The sequence below is a fragment of the Faecalibacillus faecis genome (genome assembly GCF_003024675.1).
In the GTDB taxonomy this organism is placed as follows: domain Bacteria; phylum Bacillota_I; class Bacilli_A; order Erysipelotrichales; family Coprobacillaceae; genus Faecalibacillus; species Faecalibacillus faecis.
Genome location: NZ_PYLP01000001.1, coordinates 194,484 through 219,449, shown reverse-complemented (window position 1 = coordinate 219,449; position 24,966 = coordinate 194,484). Strand labels below are relative to the sequence as shown.

26 protein-coding genes are annotated in these 24,966 nt (G+C 29.9%); 8 read left to right on the top strand and 18 right to left on the bottom strand.

The window, feature by feature from the left end; translation table 11 throughout:
• Nucleotides 1–9 precede the first annotated feature (9 nt).
• The 10 genes from C7U55_RS01160 to C7U55_RS01115 all read right to left on the bottom strand — a co-directional run bounded on the left by C7U55_RS01160 (nt 10) and on the right by C7U55_RS01115 (nt 11,249).
• Nucleotides 10–1,347 carry an MATE family efflux transporter gene (locus tag C7U55_RS01160; protein ID WP_318025900.1) on the bottom strand — a complete coding sequence of 446 codons (1,338 nt, stop codon included), beginning with the start codon at nt 1,345–1,347 and terminating at the stop codon, nt 10–12.
• A 65-nt stretch (nt 1,348–1,412) separates the two neighbouring features.
• The gene (locus tag C7U55_RS01155; RefSeq protein WP_106986979.1) at nt 1,413–1,697 is read right to left on the bottom strand and encodes a hypothetical protein; all 285 of its coding nucleotides are present in this window, start codon (nt 1,695–1,697) and stop codon (nt 1,413–1,415) included.
• On the bottom strand, nt 1,694–2,494 hold the full coding sequence (locus tag C7U55_RS01150) for a Cof-type HAD-IIB family hydrolase (protein WP_106986978.1): 801 nt from the start codon (nt 2,492–2,494) through the stop codon (nt 1,694–1,696). The genes C7U55_RS01155 and C7U55_RS01150 overlap by 4 nt, the downstream gene beginning before the upstream one ends.
• Complete coding sequence (locus tag C7U55_RS01145; RefSeq protein ID WP_106986977.1) at nt 2,487–3,860, bottom strand: UDP-N-acetylmuramoyl-L-alanyl-D-glutamate--2,6-diaminopimelate ligase; 1,374 nt, start codon at nt 3,858–3,860, stop codon at nt 2,487–2,489. The genes C7U55_RS01150 and C7U55_RS01145 overlap by 8 nt, the downstream gene beginning before the upstream one ends.
• A gap of 10 nt (nt 3,861–3,870) precedes the next feature.
• Complete coding sequence (locus C7U55_RS01140; protein WP_162297385.1) at nt 3,871–4,731, bottom strand: diacylglycerol/lipid kinase family protein; 861 nt, start codon at nt 4,729–4,731, stop codon at nt 3,871–3,873.
• A 55-nt stretch (nt 4,732–4,786) separates the two neighbouring features.
• Entirely contained in the window at nt 4,787–4,966 is a 180-nt protein-coding gene (locus tag C7U55_RS01135; RefSeq protein ID WP_106986975.1) for a hypothetical protein, read from the bottom strand.
• 106 nt (nt 4,967–5,072) lie between these two features.
• Nucleotides 5,073–5,966: a DUF7916 family protein gene (locus C7U55_RS01130; RefSeq protein ID WP_048923275.1), complete on the bottom strand. Its 894-nt coding sequence runs from the start codon at nt 5,964–5,966 to the stop codon at nt 5,073–5,075.
• A gap of 57 nt (nt 5,967–6,023) precedes the next feature.
• Entirely contained in the window at nt 6,024–7,775 is a 1,752-nt protein-coding gene (locus C7U55_RS01125; protein ID WP_106986974.1) for an ABC-F family ATP-binding cassette domain-containing protein, read from the bottom strand.
• Between the two features lie 48 nt (nt 7,776–7,823).
• The gene (locus C7U55_RS01120) at nt 7,824–9,509 is read right to left on the bottom strand and encodes a hypothetical protein (RefSeq protein WP_106986973.1); all 1,686 of its coding nucleotides are present in this window, start codon (nt 9,507–9,509) and stop codon (nt 7,824–7,826) included.
• A 159-nt stretch (nt 9,510–9,668) separates the two neighbouring features.
• The gene (locus tag C7U55_RS01115; RefSeq protein ID WP_106986972.1) at nt 9,669–11,249 is read right to left on the bottom strand and encodes a vWA domain-containing protein; all 1,581 of its coding nucleotides are present in this window, start codon (nt 11,247–11,249) and stop codon (nt 9,669–9,671) included.
• Nucleotides 11,250–11,462: 213 nt separating this feature from the next.
• On the opposite strand from C7U55_RS01115, the gene C7U55_RS01110 reads away from it, so the two are divergent.
• Genes C7U55_RS01110 through dnaK form a run of 4 tightly spaced genes read left to right on the top strand, consistent with a single transcriptional unit; the run spans nt 11,463 to nt 15,090 of the window.
• The gene (locus C7U55_RS01110; RefSeq protein ID WP_106986971.1) at nt 11,463–11,855 is read left to right on the top strand and encodes a hypothetical protein; all 393 of its coding nucleotides are present in this window, start codon (nt 11,463–11,465) and stop codon (nt 11,853–11,855) included.
• A 2-nt stretch (nt 11,856–11,857) separates the two neighbouring features.
• On the top strand, nt 11,858–12,691 hold the full coding sequence (locus tag C7U55_RS01105; RefSeq protein ID WP_106986970.1) for a DUF5685 family protein: 834 nt from the start codon (nt 11,858–11,860) through the stop codon (nt 12,689–12,691).
• Nucleotides 12,688–13,317 carry a DnaJ domain-containing protein gene (locus C7U55_RS01100; RefSeq protein WP_106986969.1) on the top strand — a complete coding sequence of 210 codons (630 nt, stop codon included), beginning with the start codon at nt 12,688–12,690 and terminating at the stop codon, nt 13,315–13,317. The genes C7U55_RS01105 and C7U55_RS01100 overlap by 4 nt, the downstream gene beginning before the upstream one ends.
• Before the next feature lie 12 nt (nt 13,318–13,329).
• On the top strand, nt 13,330–15,090 hold the full coding sequence (gene dnaK / locus C7U55_RS01095) for a molecular chaperone DnaK (protein ID WP_106986968.1): 1,761 nt from the start codon (nt 13,330–13,332) through the stop codon (nt 15,088–15,090).
• On the opposite strand, the gene C7U55_RS01090 is transcribed toward dnaK, so the two are convergent.
• The 5 genes from C7U55_RS01090 to C7U55_RS01070 form a co-directional block, all read right to left on the bottom strand.
• A complete protein-coding gene (locus C7U55_RS01090; protein ID WP_106986967.1) occupies nt 15,064–15,816 on the bottom strand; it encodes a hypothetical protein in 753 nt (250 codons plus the stop codon). The two genes, dnaK and C7U55_RS01090, sit on opposite strands and share 27 nt — an antisense overlap.
• On the bottom strand, nt 15,806–16,363 hold the full coding sequence (locus C7U55_RS01085) for a hypothetical protein (protein WP_106986966.1): 558 nt from the start codon (nt 16,361–16,363) through the stop codon (nt 15,806–15,808). The genes C7U55_RS01090 and C7U55_RS01085 overlap by 11 nt, the downstream gene beginning before the upstream one ends.
• Nucleotides 16,356–16,892, bottom strand: a complete 537-nt coding sequence (locus C7U55_RS01080; protein ID WP_106986965.1) for a prolyl-tRNA synthetase associated domain-containing protein — start codon at nt 16,890–16,892, stop codon at nt 16,356–16,358. The genes C7U55_RS01085 and C7U55_RS01080 overlap by 8 nt, the downstream gene beginning before the upstream one ends.
• Nucleotides 16,893–17,483, bottom strand: a complete 591-nt coding sequence (locus tag C7U55_RS01075; RefSeq protein ID WP_106986964.1) for a GNAT family N-acetyltransferase — start codon at nt 17,481–17,483, stop codon at nt 16,893–16,895. It abuts the gene before it with no gap.
• Nucleotides 17,484–17,547: 64 nt separating this feature from the next.
• Nucleotides 17,548–18,399 (bottom strand): YitT family protein, encoded by an 852-nt coding sequence (locus C7U55_RS01070; RefSeq protein WP_106986963.1) that lies wholly within the window; start codon nt 18,397–18,399, stop codon nt 17,548–17,550.
• 85 nt (nt 18,400–18,484) lie between these two features.
• Here C7U55_RS01070 and C7U55_RS01065 point away from each other — a divergent pair, with 85 nt between their 5' ends.
• From C7U55_RS01065 to C7U55_RS01055, 3 genes are all read left to right on the top strand, one after another.
• Nucleotides 18,485–19,135 (top strand): Crp/Fnr family transcriptional regulator, encoded by a 651-nt coding sequence (locus C7U55_RS01065; RefSeq protein ID WP_106986962.1) that lies wholly within the window; start codon nt 18,485–18,487, stop codon nt 19,133–19,135.
• Between the two features lie 53 nt (nt 19,136–19,188).
• Nucleotides 19,189–19,827 (top strand): ribonuclease HIII, encoded by a 639-nt coding sequence (locus C7U55_RS01060; RefSeq protein WP_106986961.1) that lies wholly within the window; start codon nt 19,189–19,191, stop codon nt 19,825–19,827.
• A 79-nt stretch (nt 19,828–19,906) separates the two neighbouring features.
• Nucleotides 19,907–20,767: a Cof-type HAD-IIB family hydrolase gene (locus C7U55_RS01055; RefSeq protein WP_106986960.1), complete on the top strand. Its 861-nt coding sequence runs from the start codon at nt 19,907–19,909 to the stop codon at nt 20,765–20,767.
• 5 nt (nt 20,768–20,772) lie between these two features.
• Here the strand turns inward: C7U55_RS01055 and C7U55_RS01050 are convergent, their stop codons facing one another.
• Nucleotides 20,773–21,321, bottom strand: coding sequence for a D-glycero-alpha-D-manno-heptose-1,7-bisphosphate 7-phosphatase (locus tag C7U55_RS01050; protein WP_204638373.1), 549 nt, complete (start codon nt 21,319–21,321; stop codon nt 20,773–20,775).
• 102 nt (nt 21,322–21,423) lie between these two features.
• Here C7U55_RS01050 and C7U55_RS01045 point away from each other — a divergent pair, with 102 nt between their 5' ends.
• Nucleotides 21,424–22,341 (top strand): PD-(D/E)XK nuclease family transposase, encoded by a 918-nt coding sequence (locus C7U55_RS01045; protein WP_106986959.1) that lies wholly within the window; start codon nt 21,424–21,426, stop codon nt 22,339–22,341.
• Between the two features lie 23 nt (nt 22,342–22,364).
• Here the strand turns inward: C7U55_RS01045 and C7U55_RS01040 are convergent, their stop codons facing one another.
• Nucleotides 22,365–22,910 carry a transcription repressor NadR gene (locus tag C7U55_RS01040; RefSeq protein WP_106986958.1) on the bottom strand — a complete coding sequence of 182 codons (546 nt, stop codon included), beginning with the start codon at nt 22,908–22,910 and terminating at the stop codon, nt 22,365–22,367.
• Between the two features lie 22 nt (nt 22,911–22,932).
• Nucleotides 22,933–24,960 (bottom strand): L-aspartate oxidase, encoded by a 2,028-nt coding sequence (locus tag C7U55_RS01035; RefSeq protein ID WP_106986957.1) that lies wholly within the window; start codon nt 24,958–24,960, stop codon nt 22,933–22,935.
• Nucleotides 24,961–24,966: the final 6 nt, after the last annotated feature.

Below are 24,966 nucleotides of genomic sequence, written 5' to 3'. Positions count from 1 at the left end.
ACAATTCCCCTATACTAATGTTCTATTCATCCATTTATTGGATTTATATCTAATCATAAAACAAATTGATCTAAAAATCCAGTCAACAATCATAGCCCACCAAACACCAATGACACCCATGTGTAAATACAAAGCAAAAACATAGCTTAAAGCAAAGCGGAAAGTCCACATTGAAAATGTAGAAACAATCATTGTAAAAGTTGCATCATTGGCTGCACGTAAAGCGTTTGGAAAAGAAAATGCCATTGGCCAAACAATGAAATCAAAAACACAATGAAGCGAAACCATAGAAACCGCTAAATTAGCTGTTGCTTGTGGTAAAGCATAGAATCTTAAAATATATCGGACTCCAACAAGTAAAATACCTGCTGAAACAATCGTTGATATATAAGCAATAATCATCAATTTCTTTGTATAATATTTGGCTTGTTGATAATCATTAGCCCCTATACATTGACCAACCACCGTTAAAATAGCAAGTCCTAAAGCCATTCCTGGAACAACGGCAATAGACGTTAAACTAAAGGCAACAGCATGTGCTGCAATGGCAGCTGTTCCAAAAGTTGAAACAAGTCTTTGCACAAGGATTTTTCCCATTTGAAACATTCCATTTTCTAAACCATTTGGAATACCAATTTTTAAGATTCTTTTGACAGTTGAAAAATCAAACTTATATTTTAAATACGTATCAATATGTACAATATGTTCTTTATTTAATAACATATATAAAATAATAAATGAACAGAACATTCTTGAAAGTAAAGTAGCAATTGCTGCCCCTTTTACTGACATATTTAAAATAAAAATAAAAAGATAGTTTAAAACGATATTTCCAATATTCATATAAAATGAATTTGTCATAGCCACTTGACTATTTCCCATTGATCTAAATAAAGCAGCCCCACCATTAAATAAACCAATAAAAGGATAAGACAAGGCTGAAAAGAAAAAATAAGTTCTTGCATAAGCCATCACATCACTTTCAATATGTCCAAAAATCAAATTCAATAAATTCCCATTGAAAACCATGCATAAAACCATAATAACAAGCGATAAACCTAAGATGGTAAATAATAACTGTTTAGCACTATGGCAAGCCATCTTTTCATCTTTTTTACCAATATATTGCGAACAAACAACAGCTCCTCCTGTAGCTAGTGCCGAAAAGATATTGATAATCAACACATTTAACCCATCAACAATACTCACTCCTGAAACCGCACTTTGCCCACATTGGGAAACCATCATTGTATCAAAAATCCCAATTGTCAGTGCTAATACCTGTTCAATAATTAAAGGTATTATCAGTTTTTTTAAATCTCTATTACTAAATAACAAATCAATCACTTCCTCGCATCTATTATATACCTCTTATTTATTCTCGTTTTATGCTTTCAAAAAATGAAAAAGATCTAATGCATGTTGCGATCACGCCAACAATCATTAGATCTAGAACTTCCATCATTATAAATAATATAGGGAACATCCCTTCTTTTTTCATAACCTTCTTCATTTTTTAATAAATCTTGAATAATAGAAAGACGTTTATGTCCATCTTTACAATAATATTTACCATCAATAATATCAACTTTAACAGGAAAAGAAAGTCCTATTCTTCTTACAGAATCATACATTGATTGAGGATAAGAACGATATTCAAAATTTATTTCTTGAAAATTTATTTTTCTAATTCTCATTTGATTTTAAATTCCTTTTCAAAAAAATCAGCAATACCATCTTCATCTACTGTTAAAGTCACAGTAGATGCATGTTTTTTAACTTCAACATCCGCATTACCCATCGCAATAGAAGTTCCTACAAGATGAAACATTTCAATATCATGTTCTCCATCACCAAAAGCATACGTATTTTCTTTAGGAATATTTAATTTTTGATATAAATATTCACACGCTGTCCCCTTTGTGTAACCTTGAGGATGGACATCCATACGAATATGTCCTGTATCATAAGCATTGATAGACCATTCTTGTGGTAACATATCTAAAGCTTCATGTAAGTCTTTTGCATTATAGAAAAGAGCGGTTACTGTATTGGCTTTAATATTTTGAAAACGCCAATGATCGTCATAATCATCAGGTAGTTTATCTGTTCCATTATAAAGTTTTAAATGTTTTTTGATGAGCTCTCCATCTATATCACTAAAATAACTTGTTGCTCTTTCATTGATAATATATTGACCATTGGTGGCTTCATAAATACTATTTTGTAAGTTTAAATCTTTAACCGTAAAAACGTTATTTAATAAAATTTCTTGATGAAATTCAATATAGCCTCCATCACATCCAATAAAGCCATCAAAAGGAATTTCATCTAAACATTCTGGTTTAACGCCACGAGCACTTGCTACAACAATATAGTTTCCTTGTTTTTGAAATTCTTTTAAAGCATGTATCGTCTTATCTGTCGGTTTTAATAATTGATGAGGCACATTAATCATGGTTCCATCTACATCAAAAAATGCAATTTTAGTCATGTGTATGCTCCCTTATATATTTTTCTACTTCTTCTTGATCAGAAAAATGAATCTTTTCTGTTCCAATAATTTGATAATCTTCATGACCTTTTCCTAAAATCATTAAGATATCATTTTCTTTTAATAAACTCATTCCTTTAGCAATGGCGAGATGACGATCATTGATGACTTCATAATCACCACTAACCCCCTTTAAAATATCATTAATAATTTTTTGAGGATCTTCTGTTCGTGGATTATCGTCTGTAATAATGACATGATCACTGTGTTTGCAGGCAATTTCACCCATAATTGGTCGTTTTGTCGTATCACGATCTCCCCCACAACCAATAATCGTAATAATTTTTCCTTTTTTAAATTCTTGTGCACTTTCTAAAACATTCAAAGTGGCATCAGGGGTATGAGCATAATCTACAAAGATACCATTTGTGCCACAAACGATTAACTCCATTCTACCTTTAGGCGCTTTGAGTTTTGTATTTAAAGCTAAAATAGTATTGATTTCATAACCTAATTCATGAATTAAAAGCATTGCGGTAAGATAATTATAAACATTATATCTTCCTACCATTTGAATATGTGTTTGATATTCTTTTTCTTGATATTTAAAAGTAAAAGTGGTTCCTAAATGTGAAAATTCAATATTTTGAATAAGAACATCCCCTTTTTGATCAGAAATCAAAAGATTTTGATTACCCTCTAATTCAAAATGTAAGGCATGTGGATCATCACCATTAATAACCGCAATTTTCTTTCCTCTGGTCTTTTTAAATAAAAGTTGTTTTGCATTGGCATAGTTTTCTAATGTTTTATGAAAATCCAAATGATCTTGTGTCAAATTAGTAAAAGCGACTTCATCAAACTCTAATCCATAAATACGATCTTTTGCAAGGGCATGGGAAGAAACTTCCATCACAAGCACTTTACACCCAGCATCTTTAGCTTTAATAAAATACTCATAAAGAACATCTACATCAGGTGTTGTATTTACCATCTTGATAAAATTGCCACAATAGTAAAAACCAATGGTTCCCATATAAGCACAAGGAATATCAAGCATCGTCATCATTTGATACATCATATACCCAATCGTTGTTTTTCCATTTGTACCCGTAACTCCTATTAATTTCATATCTTTAAAATAAGGATAATAATGTTTGTACAAATAATCCTTTAAATACGCTCTTGTATCTTCAACAACAATGGTTTCAACATCATAATTTCCTTCTTCTACAATGACTTTTGTTGCCCCATTTTTGATTGCTTGAGGAATGTAATCATGACCATCACGATTAACATTTCTAATCGCAATAAAAGTATCTCCTGGTTTTACTTTTCGTGAATCTGTTTTTAAATCTATTTCCATAATAATCTCCTTAATAAACTAATTGAATTGCATTATGTATACATTTTAAATGATAGGTTCCTGGATCATATTTTTCTCCATCAATATTGACATACTGACTTGTTTTGACCCAAACATCTTCTTCTTTAAAATGATGAAATTTCTTTGTTTTATGTAACGTATTGGTAATGAGACCTTTTAAATAATATGGTAATTCTTTTTTAGAAATCTCTCCTACTACAGACATATCAATCATCCCATCATCCAAAGATGAATAATACCCTGCCTGATATCCTCCACCAAAATAATGTCCGTTACAGAATGTACATATAAGAACGTTTCCTTGATAAATATCTTTATTATAAGTATAAATCTCTGTTGGATAAAATTTTAAATGAAAGATCTTATCTAAAATCGTAAAACTATATTGTAAGATGCGTGGCGCAATGGTTGTCTTTCGATTGGTATTAACGATATTGCCAACATCTGCATCCAAGCCACAACAAAGTACATTCACGCAATAAAGATCATCACGACATTGAATCACATCAATGGGTTTTGCTTCTTTTTTAAGAGAATCTTTAAAAACTTTGATAGCATCTAAATCCTTATAAATACTCCGCGCAAAGTCATTGCCTGTTCCTTGAGGAATTACGACTAGTTCATGATGACTCTTAACCATGCCATTAACTACTTTATGAACAAAGCCATCACCACCGATAGCATACAAACGACAAACCTCTTTTTCCTCTTGATAAGACAAAGCAATTTTCCTGGCATCATCTAAATCTTTGGTATAGCGTAATTCATAGCGTTTTCCTTGCATTGAAGAAACAATACAACTAATCAATTCTTTTGAGGTATTCGGTTTTAATATAAAGATATGTTTCATGTTCATCACCTTATCTATTATAACATAAAAGAGAGTGCAATTAACACTCTCCATCTTATCTTCTTTTCTTATTCTTTCTATAAAGACAATAAATAATAAAAGCAATAATTAAAATAGCTACAACAATAGCTTTATTAAAAACTTCTACCGGTTCATAAAAAACGCCGATGCTTCCTGATAAAAAAATCATTCCAAATAAACATAAGATAATAGCAATAATAATTCCTTTTTTCATAATAACCTCCATAAAAAAACGATTGACCTATGATTAATTTATCATAAATCAACCGTTCTTTCATTATTTACAACTTAAATAACATCTTTCAACCATAAATGACATTCTATCTATTAATTGATGAAGCGATTTTATGATAAGTATGTCTTTTACCACGAATCGCAATTGATAAAGCCATAATATTTTCAGGTAAAGCAATACCACAGAATCCTGCATCCCCAATGTGTTGGATATCAATACCACATCTTTTATTTAATAAAGCAATTTCACGAATTGTTCCTTCATCAGCACCTTCTTGGCTTGTTCCAATAGCACTTAATGATAAAGCCCCATGAGCTTTAATATAGCGACATGCTTCTGTCACTTCTTGTTCAGATAAACCTGGAACCGTATTTACAGCTGGCATTAAAATAACATCTGCCCCCGCTTCAATAAAATCTTTGATACTATTCATATCGACGATTGGCTCATCAATTCCTGCTGCATGCATTTTCCCAGCAATAATTAATCCTTTAAAATATTTTTTAGCTTCTTTAATTGCTTCACAAATTGAATGATTTGAAACTCCAACACCTGGATTTCCAGTTAAACAAATAAAGTTAAATCCTAATTCTTGTGCTTTAATATAAGTTTCCTTTCTTGCTTGTCTACCTGTAGAAATCACACGTCTTTCTTCCATTAATTCAGCATCTAAATCTACTGGTTCAAGATTACATCCAATTGGGCGACCTACGATTTCTTTTAATTTTTCTACTGGATTATCACATTCTGGTAACCCTTTGATTACTGGGTTATTACAATCAAAACAGTTTAATAAAACCATATCACTCCCAAATGAAACTGCAAGTTCTGCATTGGTAAGATCTCCTAATAATGGTTCAATCGCAACAACTGTTTCTGTCATCACTGTTCTTCCTTCACTGGCAAGAATGGCTTGTTTTAATTCTTGTCCATCCATTTTCAACATTTCACTACTTGTACAACTTAATAATCTTTTCATTCCTTAAAACCTTCCTTTTCATGATTCTATTATCCTATATGTATATACAAGTGTCAATTATTGATTGTCAATTTGTTCCTGTAATTCTAATAAATAAATATAACGTTCATTTTTTTCATCGATTTGTTTTTGTAAGTCATCTCTTTGTCTAGAAAGTTCGTCGATTTCTTTAAAGTCTGTAACACCATTCATTTGTTCTTCAATTTGATTTAAATTTGTTTCTAAATTCATAATGACATCTTCAATTTCTTCAAATTCTTTCTTTTCCATATAAGTCATTTTGATTTTCTTTTTTTTACTTTGTTTATAAGCTAAAGCTCCTTGACTTTTTTCTTTTTCTTCTTTAGTTGAGGTATCAAGATTTTGACTATAGCCCCCATTAACATATCTTAAATGTTGATTTTGTAAGATAAACAATCCATCACAAATACGATCCAAGAAATAACGATCATGACTCACTGTAATAATGATTCCTTCAAAATTATCTAAATAATCTTCTAAAATGTTTAATGTATCAATATCTAAATCATTCGTTGGTTCGTCTAAAACCAAAATATTTGGCATCATCATTAAAACACGTAATAAATAAAGCCTTCTTCTTTCCCCACCCGAAAGACGAGAAATAGGTGTATGTTGTAACCGAGCATCAAACAAAAATCTTTCTAACATATCTTTTGCTGAAAGTCCCTGTCCATCTACTTTAAAATCATTCGAAATTTCTTGAATAAAATCAATTACTCTTTTATTCATTGGTAGATCATCATAACCTTGTTTAAAATAACCAAAACGTACCGTTTCTCCTATTTCAACATATCCCGTATCACTTTTTAAATTTCCTGTAAGGATATTAAGTAAAGTTGATTTTCCTGTTCCATTATCGCCTAAGATTCCTATACGATCATGTTGTTTAAACATGTAAGAAAACTCATCAAAGAGTTTCTTTTGTCCAAAACTTTTAGAAATTTCATGAAGTTCTATTGTCTTTTTCCCAAGTCTAGAGAAAGTATGAATCATTTCTACTTTTCCATTAACTTCAACATCTTTTACTTTTGATAACTCTTCAAACCTTTGTAGACGATCTTTACTTTTTGTTGTACGTGCCTGTACTCCTGCACGTACCCATTCTAATTCTTTCTTTAAAAAGAGTTTTCTTTTTCTTTGCGAGGAAAGTTGTGTTTCTAAACGTACTTGTTTAAGTTCTAAGTATTTTGAATAATTGGCTTCATATTTATAGATTTGTCCATGATCTATTTCAATAATACGATTAACCACTCTTTCTAAGAAATAACGATCATGGGTAACCATTAATAAACCTTTAGACCATTTGATTAAAAACTTTTCTAAATATTCAATCATGCCATTATCTAAATGGTTTGTCGGTTCATCTAAAATAAGGAGATCACATGGTTTTATTAACGCAATCGCTAAAGCAACTCTTTTAAGTTGTCCTCCTGATAATTCCTTAATTTTTTGTTTTTCATCTAAAATACCAAACTTACCTAATTGTGCTTTAATTTCAAAATCATGAACATCTTTGGTATCAATTTGTTTATAGACTGTTTCCATAACACTATCATTTTCGTCATAGTGTGGTGTTTGTGGTAAATAATTGATATGGATATCTTTTTGATAACTGATTTTACCTTGATAATTTTCAACACCCGCAATCATCTTTAAAAGTGTTGATTTTCCTGTTCCATTAACACCTAAAATTCCAATTTTATCTTTATTTTCTATATGTAACTCGACATGGTCAAGAATACATTTTTCTCCATTATATTTTGTTAAATCTGTCATTGACACTAACATTTTTTATATCACCCTCGACATCATACCACATAAATGAAGAAAACGCGACTAATCGCGTTTTCCCTTAATATACTTTATCACCAGTAAAAAAATCAATAATAAAGAAAGCCCCATAAAAGTAAGCCATAGAGCTCCATTAGATTCATCACCTGTTTGAACATTTTGTTTTTGAACTGCTTTAGCTGGTGTTATTTTTTCATTTGTTTTCTTAATTTCAGGTTCTTTTTCATCTTGTTTAGGTTCTTCTTGAAAATCATCTTCTTTTACTTCTTCTTGAACAGTACCATGAGCTGCCTTAGCTTCTAAGAAATGATAATCTTTTTTACCTTCTATTAAAGATAAATAAAGATGTTCTTTGTCATCCCCATTCCATCTTTTTTGAAGGCCATCATCATACCAACCATCTATAGAATGTTGACAATCATCTAAAATCCAATCGTTAGAAACAAATGATAAATGAACCGTTCCACCTTCCTCACTATAAAGATCATCACCACTTAAACGGGCATGATTGTTATAAAGAATCGTATGGAAGAGTGTAACTGTTCCAGCGTTATAAATACCCCCTCCTTTTCCAATACGGCATGTTTGTAAGCTTTCGCCTTGTTGATAACCTCCATTATGAGTAATAACTGTTTGCTTACCTAAATACAAATTACCATAATTTGAAATACCGCGTGTATAGTTATTGGCAATAGTTACTTTGGCTCCATCTTCAAAAACAACATCATCTAAATTTGGATAGAGAAGAATTTTTTGAGCATTTTCGTACCATCCATAAACCCCAAAATTCAAAGCAGAAGTTTGTGCATAATATTTGTCTTCATCAACGCTTGCTTGATAATTTATCCCATTATATTTAGCTTCAAGACTTCCTCCGTTTTTAATGGTTATCGTACGTTTTTTTCTGCCTTGGCTTAAAAGGGCACAGTTTTTATTTTCATTCATTTTTAAAGCTGATGTTTCATCTACATAAAGGTTATTTTCACTATACATGTTGTAACCGACATCATTTTTTGAAAATGATACATTTCCTTGATTTGTAATTGTAAGGTTTCCTTTGACCATCGCTTGATTTAAACAATTTTCAACACTAAGTGATGAATGATCAACAAAAACATGGAAACCAGTTATCCCATTTGGTTCAACGGCATGGTCAATTGTATAATTTGAATCATTTTTTATATTTAAGTTTCCATAAGATTCTGCCATCATTGATGTATATTCCATCTGACTTAAAGAAACTTTTGAATGATCAACATTAATTGTGGAACCATTACTTGCATAAATTCCATGACCAACAAAAGTGACATTGGAATCATTGATAAACTCTAAAACACCTTGACTACTTAAAACAACAGACCAGATATTATTTCCATTTTGATACGTATTATCAAAATGAACACGACATTGATTAAATGTTAGTGTTGCTTGCACATTTAAACGTCCCTGACTTTCACTATCATCTGTTTGGCTTTGTAAAGGCACTGTAATTTGATGATGATTTCCAATAATCTCAACATCTTTATTAATCGTTCCTACATCTAAAATAACATCCTCCATTAAATATATAGGACCTTTTTGATCCCCTGTTAAAACATCTTCTAGAGCTTCCTGAAATGTTTCATAGTTTTGGTCTTGAATTCTTGCTTCTACATTCATTGCTTTTACATGAAAAGAGAAACAAAAGAAACCAATCATCATGCATAAACTCATTTTTATCCATTTTTTCATTAGTATTCCTCCTTTTGCTTTTCCATCATAGAAAGTTCTAAAAATAAAATTTGTCAGTTTTTTTCCTTTCATTAAAAGAGTGATTTAGACTATTTAAAAAAATTGTTGTAATAAAAAAAATCCTGCTTTTCTTTGAAAAAAGCAAAAGAAAAAAGAAGATTAAACATGTAATCTTCTTTTCATCAAATACATTATTGAAAGTGACATTAAAACAATCACGAAATAAGGATAAATCACTTGTTCATCACCTGTTTTAACCGCTTTTTTCGTTGTTTGTTTTGTTTTTGTGATATTTTCTTGTGCCTTTGGTGTTTCTTGTATCTTTTCAGGTTCTACTGTTTTATAAACAGTATAACTTACTGTTGGATTTAGAAAATCTTCAACCCCTTGTTCTTTTCCTTGACTATCAATTGGATGAAGCGTTGCTTGGTTATTGGTTTTTAAGTTATCTTTATTCAAATGCCCATCTTCATCAAAAAATCCATAGTTTCCTGCCTCTTTTTGTGGATTTGCAAGTTGTAAAGTATATATAAGCTGTACAAGATCAAACTGTGTCACTGGTACGTTCATTTTCCAAATAAAATATTCTTGTTTTCCAGGGTAGTAATAAAGTTCATAAGCATACCCTTTTTCTTGTTTATCAAAACCATAATGATAACTTTGATCATTAATAACTTCTGGTAAATATTTCTTGTTTCCAACCATCATGTAAAATGAATTGATGTCATTTATAAAATCAAACTCATATTCATTTCCATAATTATCTTTACCTGATCCCATATAATCTTCAACGTAAGAACCTTGATCTAATAAATAATAAATATCATTTTGAATACTTTCAAAAGAGACTTCTTTTTGATTTTCTAAATAGTCCATAAAAGAAAAAGCCCACGGATAATTTCCTTCACTATTCCCTTTTAAGGCATAACAATGATATCCCTCATCTTTCATACTTTCATACGTGCTATACGTATAATAAAGTGCTTTATCAACAGAATTTAAATACTCTTTAGATTGATCGACAGGAGTTGTCTTTGTCGGTGTTGTTCCATAAGGATAATCATACGTATTTCCTTGACTTTCCAACTTTGTTTTTACATCTTTCAAATACGTATTCCAATCAGGAAGAGTTTGTCCATATTTAGAGCTAAAGTTATCTGGTCCAGCCCAAGAAAGAATACTTCCATCATTTTCAAAAGACCAAGCCGTTACTGTTGGTTCTTGATTGTACATATAAGTAATGCCATCACTGACAAAGATCATATATTTGCGTTTAGCTTCCACCTCTTGATCTTGATCCAACATTTCTTTTCCAGCAAGTAACCCCGCATGACAATTTGTTCCGGAAGTAATATTTTTTCGAATAGCTACTTTAATTTGATCAAATTGACTTGAAAGATCAAACCATGATGATACATTAGCAATTTTATTAAAAATCACAATTCCCACTTTCACTTTAGCATCTGTTTTATCAATTTGCATTCTTAGTTTTTTCAACATTTCTAATGCTTGATTTTCAATTTGTGCACTTGTAGATTTATCTAAAACAAAGACAACATCGCTTTCAAGCTTTTCACTTTTAGAGGGAAGGGAAAGTGTTACTTTTGTTTGATATTTTTCATCAAGTTGTGTTGCTGTTTTAGATTTTGAAATATCCCATTGATTTTCTTTAGCTTCAATGGGAACACTCATTAAAAAAATACTTAATATTGCGGTTAAAAAGCATAATAATTTCTTCATTTTTTCCTCCTTTCGTTTTTATCCTAAAAAAAACAGCAAGGAAAAAATGTCGATTAAATGAATCATGTATATTTATCTATTTTTATTTTTAAAAATAAAATAGATATTTGTTCAACAAGCTCATAAAAACACTCTTTTTAAAATATTTTAGAGTTCATGTAAAATACATAATTAAAGCCTATAATCACTTCATCAAAGTAAGGAGAGATATAAATGAAAGAAAAATTTATACAATTTATGCAAGGAAGATATGGTGTTGATACTTTAAACAATCATGCTTTGTTTTTAGTCATTGCCCTTTTTGTCATTAATATATTTTTTAACAATAGAATCGTGATGTTATTTGGCTATCTTATTTGGTTTATTGTCATCTATCGTATGTTTTCAAGACAAACGTATAAACGTTATCAAGAAAATGAAAAATATTTAACAGCAATCAAACCTGTTCAACAATTCTTCAATCTTCAAAAGAAAAGAATGTCTGACCGTAGTCATAAATATTATCGTTGTCCATCTTGTAAACAAATGGTAAGACTTCCTAAAGGAAAAGGAAAAATTATTGTGACATGCCCTAGCTGTCATCATAAATTTGAAAAGAGAACATAATTATGTTTGGTTATGTCGTTATTAACAAACCTGAATTAAAGATCAAAGACTTTGATAAATATCAAGAATATTATTGTGGCTTATGTCAATCTTTAAAACAAAATCATGGTCGACGTGGTCAATTGACTTTAAATTATGATTTAAACTTTGTAGGAATCTTACTTTCAAGTTTGTATGAACCTGAAGAAAAGCAGTATTGGATTCGTTGTCCAATGCATCCTTTTCATAAAAAGAGTGTACGTACAAATCAATACATGGATTATGTCAGTGATATGAATATCATCTTGACTTATTTTAAATTAGAAGATGATGTTTTAGATGAAAACTCTTTAAAAAGTAAATCATTTAAACAGCTTTTAAAAAAAGATTTTCAAAGAGTAAAAGAAAAATATCCTAAAAAAGTAGATACAATTAAATATCATTTAGATCAAATCCATGTATTGGAACAAAAGCATTGTTTGGATCTCGATGAAGTCTCTGGACATTTTGGTCATATCATGGCAAGTATTTGTGTTTATCAAGATGATATTTTTAAGGAAGATCTTTATCAAATGGGTTTTTATTTAGGTAAATTTATTTATTTGATTGATGCTTTTGAAGATGTTGAAGAAGATATCAAAAAACAAACCTATAATCCATTTAAAGAAAAATTCAAGGATGAACATTTTCAAGAAGATTGTTTTCATCTTTTAGAAATGATGATTTCAAATAGTAGTTTTTATTTTGAAAAGCTTCCTTTAATTGAAAATGTTGAACTTTTACGAAATATTATCTATAGTGGTATTTGGACAAAATTTGAACTGATTAAAAAGAAACGAATGGAGGAAAAATCATGAATCCTTATCAAATATTAGGAATATCCCCTAGTGCCAGTGATGATGAAGTCAAAAAGGCTTATCGTACCCTTTCTAAAAAATATCATCCAGACGCTAATATTGGAAATCCTCATCAAGCAGAATATACAGAAAAATTTAAAGAAGTCCAAAATGCGTATAAAACCATTATGGATGAAAGAAAAAGAGGTTTTAAACAACAAAGCTATGGTAGTCAAACAACGGGAACGGGTGGTTATCAATATCAAGGAAATGATCAGGAAGCTTACCAAGAAGCTAACGGTTTTATTCAAGGTAGACGTTATCAAGAAGCTTTGAATGTTTTAAATCAAATTCAAAATAAAACAAGTATGTGGTTTTATTTAGCTGCCATTGCAGAAAATGGTTTAGGAAATAATATTCGCGCACAAGAATACGCTCAAACAGCCCTGCAAATGGAACCAATGAATATGCAATATATTTTATTACTAAACCAATTACAAGGAACCTCAAGACAATATCGTCAAACAAGTCAACAATATGGAAACCCTGCAAGTATGATGAATTGTTGCTATTCTGTATTATTGTTGAATTGTATGATGTCTTGTTGTTGTGGTGGCGGATATCATTACCCTATTTTATGTTGTTAGAAGGAGAAAATTATGGCAAAGGTTATTGGGATTGACTTAGGAACAACGAATAGTTGTATGGCTTTTTATGAAAATGGAAAAGCTAAAATTATTGAAAATAAAGAAAATCAAAAAACAACACCTAGCATTGTTGCTTTTGATAAAGATGGAAAGAAACTTGTTGGAGAACTTGCTAAACGTCAACAATCAATGAATCCAAAACGTACGATTTCATCTATTAAAAGAGAAATGGGACAAAATTATCATGTAGAAATCGATGGAAAAAAACTTTCTCCACAACTTATTTCTTCAATGATTTTACAAAAATTAAAAAATGATGCAGAAACTTATTTACAAGAACAAGTAACACAAGCTGTCATTACTGTCCCTGCTTATTTTAATGATGCTCAAAGACAAGCAACAAAGGATGCTGGAAAAATTGCAGGCTTAGAAGTTTTAAGAATTATTAATGAGCCAACAGCTGCCGCGCTGGCTTATGGTCTTGAAAATGCTTATGGTCAAAAAGTAATGGTTTTTGATTTAGGCGGTGGTACTTTTGATGTTTCTATTATCGAAATTGGTAATGGTGTTATTGAAGTTTTATCAACAGCCGGTGATAACCATTTAGGTGGCGATGATTTTAATAAAGCTATTTGTAATTTTGTCATCGAAATCTTTTTAAAACAAGAAGGTATTGATTTAACAAAAGATACAGTTGCTTATAGTCGTGTTTTAGAAGCAAGTGAAAAAGCTAAAATTGAACTTTCAAGTCAATCAAGTACCCTTATTAATTTACCATTTATTTATCAAGATACAAATGGACCTAAAAACTTAGAAATCACACTTACAAGGCAAAAGTTTAATGAGCTTACAAAAGGACTTATTGACCGTCTCGTTTTACCAATGCAAACTGCTTTAAACGATGCCAGACTGACTCCACAAGATCTTAATAAGATTATCTTAGTTGGTGGTTCTTCACGTATTTTAGCGGTTCAAGATAAAGTGAAAGAAATTACAAACATGGAACCAAGTAAGTCTTTAAATCCAGATGAATGTGTCGCTTTAGGAGCCGCAATCCAAGCTGGTAAATTAAGTGGTGAAATGGTCTTATATGGTGAAGAAAATGATGTTCTTTTATTAGATGTCACACCTTTAACACTTTCTATTGAAACCGTTGGTGGTGTTGCTACACCTCTAATTCCAAGAAATACAACGATTCCAACGAGCCATAGTCAAGTCTTTACAACATCTGCTAACTTTCAAACACAAGTAGAAATTAATGTTTTACAAGGCGAAAGACCGCTTGCTAAAGATAACCAATCTTTAGGAAAATTCAAACTTAAAAAAATCAAACGTGCCATGCGCGGTGTTCCACAAATTGAAGTCACTTTCGATATTGACAGTAATGGAATCGTTCATGTTTCTGCTAAAGATCTTGCCTCTGGAAATAGTCAAAGTATGACTATTGAAGGTTCTTCTAAAATGTCTGATAGTGATATTGAAGAAGCAATCAAACAAGCTAAAATGTATGAAAGCCAAGACCAAGTTACAAAAGATAATATGCTTTTAAAAAATGAAGTAGAAACTCTCATTATCAATGTTCAAAATGGTCTTGCCTCACATAAAAAAGAAATGGATAAAGCATTAAGAAAACAAATTAAAGCAGAACTTTCTTCTTTAATGAAAATGACAAGAAAATTCAATTATGAAACAGCTTCATCCAAAGAAATACAAAAAATAAGAGATTCTAAAAAGCATTTAGAATCTCTAGCTCAAAATATCATCGGGAGATAAATGGTCTCTCGATATTTTTTTAACAATTTTATCATGTCTTACAAAACCATACGTTGCGACAATTAATGACCCTCCTAAATCAAGCATTAAATCTTTCATCGTATCTTTTAACGCTTCATGTCCTTTTAAAGGAATATCATTTTTAGAAACAAGTGTTCCCTTTGTTGAAGCCATATATTGTTGAGAATTTGTATGAAAAATCCCATCACAACTATATTCAAGAATTTCCCAAAAAGCACCAACTCCTAAAGAAAAGATCACTAAAAATAAGCATGTAAAATATTTATTCATATAAATAAATTTGCTTTTTTCTGCCATCATAATATGTATAAACCATAAAGCTACAAAAGATAGAATAATTCCCGAATGGAAGTGTAAAAAAGAATCCCACCATGGGTATTTTCCATAAAAATCAAGTCCATCTCCTAAAACTAAAGCATTAAACGCAAAAAGCGCAATAACAATATAAAGTGCTAAAGGAACATTGATCTTAAACCATTTCTTTAAAAACTTAGGCGTCGCTAAAACAAGTAACATCGCACTAAACTGTAAAATACGAAAAATCATAGTTGTTACATATTTTATGTAAGCATCACCAATATGATGACGATAAGCCAAAATAAAGATTGTCCATCCCACATGATAAATCAGTAATAAAATCGTTAAAACAAATAATAATTTTTTAATTAATAAAAGCCTTTTCTCTGTTAATTTCCTATTTTTCATAAAGAATATAATCCCATCCTTTCATCATTCTTTCTTCACTTTGAAAAAAATGATTGCCTACATTCTTTTCAAATATACATTGATTTTCTTTTTGATAAATTTCATATGTTTCTAATGTGTTTTTTAACACATTTTTCATTAAAACATTTCTTGTTTTATGTTCCTTACTTCCTAAACTTAAATAAATTTTCTTATGATTAATAGGATGTTCTTTTAAATAAACCAACCATCCTTCTTGCCATAAAGAACCTGATACACAAACAGCGCCTTCTAAATCCAATTCATGCATCGCATAAAGACTAAAAAGCCCTGCGAGTGAATAACCACTGATATAACATTTTAAAGAAGCATTCTTTTGTTTAATTTTTTTAATTGTATGTAATAAATTTTTCCCCGCTTTTGATTCAAAAGAAAGTTCATCTTGCCAATCATTAATGACAATGACTTCTAAAAGATATAAGCTCTTTTGAAAATAAGCTTTTACTTTTTCAACAAATTTATCTTGTCCTTTCATGACAAGATAAATCATGATACCTTCCTTATTCATTATAAACCTCTACAAAGATAGGTTCATGATGAAGGGATGGTATGATTTTTTCAAATACATCTTTCATTTTAATTCTTAAACTACTTGTATTGATACAAGGATGACACCCTAAATACTCATCTTGTAGGAGATCTTTATCCATTAATAATTGAACTTTAAAATCATGATCATTCATTAATCCTAAAAGACTCACAGATCCTGGTGTAATATCCAAATATTCCAACATTTTTTCATCACTTCCAAAAGAAAGACGTGAACTATTGATTTGTTTTGAAATCACTTTTGTTTTAAATTTTTTATTTTCTTTCAACATTAATAAATAATATTGACTTTTATTTGAATTAACTAAAAATAAATTCTTACAAATTGTTGATTTTAGTGTTTTTTCTATTTCTAAACATACTTCCATCGTATTTGCTTCTTCGTGGTCAATGCGTTGATAATCAATATTTAATTGATCTAATAAATCATAGACTCTTTCTTCTTTATCTATTCTTTTATCTTGTGGTCTTCCTTCTACTAATTCCATCTAAACAACCTCATTTAAATTCACTTGATCTTTTATTTCTTTAAATCGAATCACTGGTAATTGATTTTCTTGATGCTCCCCAATAAATTTTTCCATCCATACCATATTATACCAACGTTTAAATTTATACCCGCATTGATGAAACTCTCCTACCATTTGATATCCTAAATAATGATGATAATCAATACTATTGGTATCTAAATATTCATCATTTTCAATTGGTGAAGAAATACACGCATTCAAATTTGTAATATTTTGTGCTTTTAAAACTTTTTCTAAAGCTTGATAAAGTCTTTTTCCTACCCCACATTTTCTTAACATATGATCTACATAAATAGATGTTTCTGCACACCAATCATAGGCCATTCTGACATTAAAGGTACTCGCATAAGCATAACCGACAATTTGATCATCCACCTTGGCTACCAAATAAGGATATTTTTCCATGACATGTATCATTCTTTGTTGAAATTCTTCGATAGATGGTACCTTGTATTCAAATGTAATTGCCGTCTTTTCAACATAATAACGATAGATTTCTACTAATCTTGTTGCATCCTCTAATTTTGCATACCTGATCTCTATTTTCATAACTTATTCCCCCGTTTGCCTTATTATCTACCAAATTAAAAAAGATGTCCATAAAAATGAACACCTAAAATGAAGCCTCTCGCATTTCTTTAGAATATGTAAAACCATTTCCACTAACTTCTTCTACATGGGAAACAATAATAAATGCTTTTTCATCAATTTCTTTAATTTTATCTTTTAAATCAGGAAGTTTACGATAGGGTAAAATCGTTAAAACAACTTCTGTATCATTTCCATAAAAACCACTTTTACCATCTAATAAAGTCACTCCTGCATCCATATCATTTAAAATCATCATTTTCATACGTTCAATTTCTTTAGACATTAAAAGAACTTGAACACATCCTTTACCTGATGATAATAAATAATTCATCATATAAGCTGTAATAAGAATCGTCATAATCCCATAAACAATTTCAGGAACACTATGGAAAGAAATTTGTAGAACAAGGATTGTCGCATCAATTCCATTAACAAGTAAAGTTACAGGAACTTTAAAATTTTTTTCAACAACAAGCGCTAAAATATCAAATCCTCCTGTAGAACCTCCCGCTTTTAAAACAAGACCAATTCCTAGACCTAATAAGAATCCTCCTAATATACAAATCAATAATTGATCATTTAATAAACCATGTAAATAAGATTGTTGATTAAAGAATTCTAATAAAATAGGAAACAAGAATGTTGAAATCAATGTTTTCATCGCAAATGTTTTTCCTAAAAAACAAAATCCAATAATAAATAAAGCAATATTAATAATTCCTACACAAAGAGAAATAGAAATTCCTGTATAAAAATGAAAGACTGTACTAATACCAGAAACTCCTCCTGCCACAATGGAATTATCTAAAATCAAAGTACTAAAAGCAAATGCCATTAAAATATTACCAATAATAATTTGAATAATTTTTTTCATATCTCTCACCTCGGGAACTATCCTAACAATTTTTCTTTTTTAAGAATGTAATATATGTTACAATTTAGACAAGAAGGTGAAAAAAATGAAAATTAATGACGAACTTTTTGATTATTTTAAACAAGCTGGTACCATTAAACACTATCAAAAAAATGATATTATTTATATGCAAGACGACCATGCTGATGAATTATGTCTCGTTTTAAAAGGTCGTGTACGGGTGTATCATATTACGAAAAATGGTGATGAAATTAATTATGATGTTTTAGATAAAGGTCGTATTTTTGGTGAGTCTTCGCTTTATGAGAATGCTTATCGCCCAACAACTGTTTCTGCCATCAATGATGTAGAAATCATTACGTGTCATTTAGAGGATCTTTATCCTTATTTGTCATCATCACTTGATCTTACGATTACTTTATTAAAGATGTTTAATGATAACTGTAATCATTTGACGCAACTTTTAAAATGGGCACAAACCTATGATCGATTTGAAAAAGTAGCTGCTTTTTTATACGAACTAAGTGCTACAAATAATATTGAAAAGAATTTACTTTTTGGGGATATTCCTTATACTCATCAAGAAATTGCGGATTCTTTAGCTATTTCAAGAGTCACTGTCACGAAGGTTTTAAATCAATTTAAAGAAGAAGGTTTGATTTCAATTGAATACGGTCATATAAAAGTTTTGAAGCGTGACAAACTCTATGAACGTTATCTTTCAACACTTGTTTAGTGAATAATCAAAAAAAGTTATGCTATAATAAATACAAAGAGGGAGGAATTTTTATGATAGAAAATCATGTAGGATGTTATGAAACAGGCTCGCTTGATTTCTTTGGACCATTATGTGTCGTTGCCTGTTATGTAGATCAAAAAGATGAAAAAGAACTGAATGCACTGGAATTGGATAAAGAAATGTCATCGAGCGATATTGAAAGAATTGGAAAGATATTAAAAGAAAAACTCAATTATAGTTTACTTTTGCTTGATAATAGCCATTACAATCAATATGTAAATGAAGGACAAAAGCTCTCATGTATTAAAGCGAAACTTTACAATCAAGCGATGATCAATGTTATTCAACGTATCGAACACCCTGTTTCTAAAGTAACAATTGATGCTTTTTTATCTCCTAAAAAATATTATCGTTATTTGAAAAATAAAATCGTTGTTGTGCGTCATATTGAATTTAAAGAAGAAATGTCACTTGCTATGAAATGTGCACGTATTCTTTCACAATATGCTTATCTTCAATATTATCAAAATATGTGTCAATCATTAAATACAACACTTCCTCGTGGTTTTAATATTCTCGCTAATGATACTGGAACTTTTTTAGTACAAGAATATGGTAAAGATATCTTGTATAAAGTTTCTAAAACCAATTTTCCTAATTATAAACAGATTTTAGAAAGGGTTAAATAAACTCTTTTTTTCTTATTAAGTAAAAAAATTAAATGATACTTAATTTTTTTATATAATAAAACTATCGGAGGAAAGAAATATGATTAAAATGATTGTGAGTGATGTTGATGGAACTTTATTATCTCATGGTTACATCAACCCTAAATGTATTGAAAGTATAAAAAAAGCTCAAGATAAAGGTGTTGAATTTGTAGTGGCTTCAGGTAGAGATTATTATGGCATAACAAGTGTTTTAGATCCTTTAGATATAAAATGTTCTGCTATTTTAGGAAATGGTGCTCAATATTGTAATAAAGAAGGAAAAGTATTAATGGATTGTTATTTAAATAAAAAGAAACTTAAAGAAATTCTTCCTATCTTTATTGAACACCATACTTCTTATATGATTTTTACAACAAACGGTTTTTATAGTACTTTAGAACCTGATTATGTAAGAGATCGTTTTGCTTATCGTGGAAGTGTACGCTTTGGTAATAAGATGGAAGATTTTTTACCAGGAGGTCCACTGAGTGATTCTCCAGCCTGTCAAATTCAACAATTCGATTCAATTGATGAATTCATTGAGAGAGATTTAGAAGTGATTAAAGTGGAAGCTTTTTCACATGATGAAACAGAAATTCAAAAAGTCATTCCTTATTTTAAAGATATGAAAGAAATTGCTTATTTATCTTCCTATCCAGATAATGTAGAAATTACAAATGAAAATGCACAAAAAGGACTTATTTTAGAAAAAGTAATTGATCAATTAAACATCAAAAAAGAAGAAGTCATCGTTCTAGGTGATGGTATGAATGATATTACTCTCTTTGAACGTTTTCCCTATTCATTTGCACCAAATAATGCTGAAAAAGTTATTCAAGAAAAAGCTTATAAAGTTGTTTCAAGTTGTAAAGATGGAGCTGTTAGTGAAGCTATTGAATATGCTTTAGAAAATTTATAAAAGATTCATTTATTTTGAATCTTTTTTATTTGTTTAGAAATATCTAAAATACTATGATAACTTTTAACATTATCATCATGATAATTTATTCCATAAAAAGTTAAATTAAAATGTTTTGCTAGTAAATAATCAACATGACTATCCCCTATATAGATAGAGTTATTCATATCAATTAAAAAATCTTTTTTAGCTTGTTCTATCATCCCTGGTTTTGGCTTTTTACAATGACAATGATCTTTTTCATTATGCGGACAAAAGTAGATTTTTAGAATATCTATATTTTCTTCTTTTAATTTTTTTAGAAATTTTCCTGTAAACTGTTGATAATCATTCAATGAAATAATTCCATCATTAATAAGATATTGATTTGTTATAATGATAAAATAGTAGCCCATCTCTTTTAATCTCTTAAGACCTTCTATTGAACCTTCTAAAAATTCAGGTTCTTTAATTTCTCTCCATTTTTCATCTGGATAATCTTTAATAATAGTTCCATCTCTATCCAAAAAAGCAATTTTTAAATAGGATGGCTTCATTTTAACCTCTTGATTCATACTTTACCTCCAAAGCTTCTATTTCTAAAATTTTATCATTTATTTTTACTAAAAAGAAGAAAACTCCTCAAAAAAAGACAATATATATAGGGAGGAATCTATATGAACAAAAATAGAGAGAATTTTATAAAATATTCAAATGATTTATATTTTCATCATTTGCTTGTAGAAAACGAAAGAATAAGAACCCTTATTTATCAAGAACTCGTTTCAGATAGGAAAATTATTTCTACTAAATTAAAGAATGCGCAGCAATATGGTAAAAGCTATTACGAAAAGAAACTTATTTTAGATATTTTAGCTGTTGATGATATCGGCGATATCTACAATATTGAACTACAACCCTATGGTTTAAACGAAGAAATACTTGTTCGTTTTGAACTTTATAATGCTGAACTTTTAAGACAACAAGTAAAGCAAGGAGAAGATTATACTAGTGCTCATGTTGTAAGATCATTAATTATTAGTTATGGGCATATTTTAGATAATGCTCCTCTTTATAAATGTCACTTTAGAATGGTTGATGACGAACATCATATTGTCTATCCCTTTAATCGTGCTGAGATAACAATTATTCAACTTGAATATATCAATCAAGCAATCAATGAAATGACGACTTTTAATCAGTTAATGTATCTCTTTAAAAATGAAAAACCATATGATAAAATTGAGATAGATTATAGAATAAAGGAAGCGATACAAATGCATGACAGATATATATCTTCTGATGAATCATACCAAGAATATCTAGATCGTTTAGATAATGAGATATTACTTCGTTCTCGTGATAGAAAGATTGAGGAAGCAAATAAAAAATTTGAAAAAGCAAATAATGAAATAGATCATTTGCTTAGTAAAGCAAAAGAAAATATTGTTAAATATATTAAAATGCAATTTCATGAAGATATCAGTAATTTTATAAGCGCCCTTTCTAAACAACAAATTCTTGATATTCAAGATCATTTATTTGATTATACAAGTATTAAAGAATTAAAAAATAGCGTAAAAAAGCGTCAATAGTTGTGTTATTGACGCTTTTTATTTTATTTATCTTTCCAGAAATCAACAGGTTCATATTCTTGTAACTGTGCAAGAAATCCAGCTTTTTGAAGTTCTTCTTGAATTTCATCGAGAATTTCTTCATTGTCTGCATGAACTGTATGATAATGATATCCTGATGTTACATTTTTTAGTAAGCTTGAATGTCCTGTTTGTAGATTTGTCATATAATTTTTAATATCTCTTCTTGAAGCAATATTTAATGTTGCTTTTACAATATTATAAACTTTATGATAAACAAAGACATCTTCAACAAACCCACCTAAGTCAACAATTAAAGAAAGTTCTTTTTCTACTTCATTATCATCATGATGTACCTTAAAAATACGTTTACAAACTTTTTGTGTATTTAAAACATATCCTTTATGTGTTGAATAAATATCATAATCACCAGCACGAAGTAAAGCAATGTCTTGAACAATGACTTGCCGACTTACTTGGAGGGTTTTCGCTAAATATGTTCCTGATACAGGTTGTAAACTGTTTTTTAAAATATCAATAATGGCTTCTCTTCTTTTATTTCCATCCATAACTCGCCCTCCTTAATTGATATTATAGCACATGTAAATTTTTCAATGAAAGGTCTAATATTGGTGCAGAATGTGTTAAAGCACCACTTGAAACATAATCCACTCCTAAATTTGTAAGTCTTGCAATGTTTTCTTTTGTGACATTTCCTGAAACTTCAATCTCAGCACGATGATCAATATAAGCAATAGCTTCTTTTAACATATCATCATCCATATTATCTAACATGATAATATCCGCACCTGCTTCTACAGCTTCCTTGACCATTTCCATATTTTCTACTTCTATTTCGATTTTTCTGACAAATGGTGCATACTCTTTAGCAAGCATAATGGCTTCCTTAACACCACCAGCAGCACCAATATGATTATCTTTTAGTAAAACACCATCACTTAAATTATAACGGTGATTATGTCCGCCACCAACTCTTACTGCATATTTTTCAAAGATACGATTATTTGGTGTTGTTTTACGTGTATCTAATAAACGAATAGAAGAATCTTTTAAATATTCTTGAACATTCGCTGTATAAGTAGCAATTCCACTCATTCTTTGTAAATAATTTAAAGCAACACGTTCTCCACTTAATAAAATACGAACATCCCCTTTGACACGTCCTAAAAGTTGCCCTTTTTCTACACGGTCGCCATCACTTGCAAAGAATTCGACATCACACGCTTCATCTAATAATTCAAAAGTACGTTCAAATATTTGTAATCCACAAATAACACCATCTTCTTTACAAATCAAATCAACGACACCTGTTTTAGAAAAAGGCATAACACTATTTGTAGAAACATCTTCACTAGTAATATCTTCTTTTAAGGCACTAATAATAAGTGGGTCTACATTTAATTTTAAAGTTGTTTGATCAAACATATAATGAGCTCTCTCCTTTAAACTTTTTTCAATACGTTTGGCAGCACGTTTAGCAAAAACAAGGCTTTCTAAAAGTGAATTACTTGCTAGACGATTCTTTCCATGAACACCATTGCATGCTGTTTCTCCAATAGCATATAAATGTTTCATACTGGTATGACTATCATAGTCTACTTTGATACCACCCATGAAATAATGTTGTGCAGGTACAACAGGAATAGGTTCTTTAAAAACGTCATATCCTTTTTCTTTACAATGTTCAACGATATGAGGAAAATGACTAGCAATTTCTTCTTTACCAATTGGTCTTAAATCTTCATAAACATAATCTGTTTGATCTTTTTCCATTTGTTTAAAGATGGCTTCTGCCACAACATCTCTTGGAAGAAGTTCATTGACAAAACGATTTCCATTTTTATCTAAAAGAATAGCCCCTTCACCACGAACAGATTCAGAAATTAAAAAGCTTCTTTCATGATCTGTTGTATATAAAGTTGTTGGATGAATTTGTACATAATCTAAATTCTTAAGTTCAATTTGATATTTTTTAGAAAGTTCAATACCATCTCCTGTTAAATGAGGATAATTTGTAGAATGTTTATAAAGTCCTCCGATTCCTCCAGTAGCTAAAACAACTTTTTTAGCGTATACCTTTTCTTCTTGATTATTTCTTTTAATCACTCCACCTAAAGCAACATTTCCTCGAACAATTAAATCAACAAGAGGTGTATTTTCTAAAAGTGTCACATTCTTTTTTTGTCTTACCTTTTCTAATAAATGTCTCGTAATTTCTTTACCTGTAATATCTTCATGATAAAGAATACGTTTTTGGCTATGAGCCCCTTCTCTTGTAAAAGCAAGGCTTCCGTCTTCATTTCTTTCAAAATCAACCCCATAACTAATTAAATCTTGAATAACATCTGGTGATGATTTAATCATTAATTCAACTGAATAAGCATCATTTTCATAATGACCTGCTTTCATCGTATCTTCAAAATAACTATCATAGTCATCTTCATTTCTAAGCATACAGATTCCACCTTGTGCTAAAAATGAATCACTTAATTCCGCTTCTTTTTTAGTAACCATTAAAATATTTAAATCTTCTGGTAAATGTAAAGCCATATAAAGGGCTGAACATCCACTTCCTACTATTAATACATCTGTTTTCATATTCTA

Coding starts and splice junctions, on each gene's coding strand:
- C7U55_RS01155 (WP_106986979.1), bottom strand. CDS start 1,697: ATGAGAATTAGAAAAATAAATTTTCAAGAAATAAATTTTGAATATCGT.
- C7U55_RS01150 (WP_106986978.1), bottom strand. CDS start 2,494: ATGACTAAAATTGCATTTTTTGATGTAGATGGAACCATGATTAATGTG.
- C7U55_RS01145 (WP_106986977.1), bottom strand. CDS start 3,860: ATGGAAATAGATTTAAAAACAGATTCACGAAAAGTAAAACCAGGAGAT.
- C7U55_RS01140 (WP_162297385.1), bottom strand. CDS start 4,731: ATGAAACATATCTTTATATTAAAACCGAATACCTCAAAAGAATTGATT.
- C7U55_RS01135 (WP_106986975.1), bottom strand. CDS start 4,966: ATGAAAAAAGGAATTATTATTGCTATTATCTTATGTTTATTTGGAATG.
- C7U55_RS01130 (WP_048923275.1), bottom strand. CDS start 5,966: ATGAAAAGATTATTAAGTTGTACAAGTAGTGAAATGTTGAAAATGGAT.
- C7U55_RS01125 (WP_106986974.1), bottom strand. CDS start 7,775: ATGTTAGTGTCAATGACAGATTTAACAAAATATAATGGAGAAAAATGT.
- C7U55_RS01120 (WP_106986973.1), bottom strand. CDS start 9,509: ATGAAAAAATGGATAAAAATGAGTTTATGCATGATGATTGGTTTCTTT.
- C7U55_RS01115 (WP_106986972.1), bottom strand. CDS start 11,249: ATGAAGAAATTATTATGCTTTTTAACCGCAATATTAAGTATTTTTTTA.
- C7U55_RS01110 (WP_106986971.1), top strand. CDS start 11,463: ATGAAAGAAAAATTTATACAATTTATGCAAGGAAGATATGGTGTTGAT.
- C7U55_RS01105 (WP_106986970.1), top strand. CDS start 11,858: ATGTTTGGTTATGTCGTTATTAACAAACCTGAATTAAAGATCAAAGAC.
- C7U55_RS01100 (WP_106986969.1), top strand. CDS start 12,688: ATGAATCCTTATCAAATATTAGGAATATCCCCTAGTGCCAGTGATGAT.
- dnaK (WP_106986968.1), top strand. CDS start 13,330: ATGGCAAAGGTTATTGGGATTGACTTAGGAACAACGAATAGTTGTATG.
- C7U55_RS01090 (WP_106986967.1), bottom strand. CDS start 15,816: ATGAAAAATAGGAAATTAACAGAGAAAAGGCTTTTATTAATTAAAAAA.
- C7U55_RS01085 (WP_106986966.1), bottom strand. CDS start 16,363: ATGAATAAGGAAGGTATCATGATTTATCTTGTCATGAAAGGACAAGAT.
- C7U55_RS01080 (WP_106986965.1), bottom strand. CDS start 16,892: ATGGAATTAGTAGAAGGAAGACCACAAGATAAAAGAATAGATAAAGAA.
- C7U55_RS01075 (WP_106986964.1), bottom strand. CDS start 17,483: ATGAAAATAGAGATCAGGTATGCAAAATTAGAGGATGCAACAAGATTA.
- C7U55_RS01070 (WP_106986963.1), bottom strand. CDS start 18,399: ATGAAAAAAATTATTCAAATTATTATTGGTAATATTTTAATGGCATTT.
- C7U55_RS01065 (WP_106986962.1), top strand. CDS start 18,485: ATGAAAATTAATGACGAACTTTTTGATTATTTTAAACAAGCTGGTACC.
- C7U55_RS01060 (WP_106986961.1), top strand. CDS start 19,189: ATGATAGAAAATCATGTAGGATGTTATGAAACAGGCTCGCTTGATTTC.
- C7U55_RS01055 (WP_106986960.1), top strand. CDS start 19,907: ATGATTAAAATGATTGTGAGTGATGTTGATGGAACTTTATTATCTCAT.
- C7U55_RS01050 (WP_204638373.1), bottom strand. CDS start 21,321: ATGAATCAAGAGGTTAAAATGAAGCCATCCTATTTAAAAATTGCTTTT.
- C7U55_RS01045 (WP_106986959.1), top strand. CDS start 21,424: ATGAACAAAAATAGAGAGAATTTTATAAAATATTCAAATGATTTATAT.
- C7U55_RS01040 (WP_106986958.1), bottom strand. CDS start 22,910: ATGGATGGAAATAAAAGAAGAGAAGCCATTATTGATATTTTAAAAAAC.
- C7U55_RS01035 (WP_106986957.1), bottom strand. CDS start 24,960: ATGAAAACAGATGTATTAATAGTAGGAAGTGGATGTTCAGCCCTTTAT.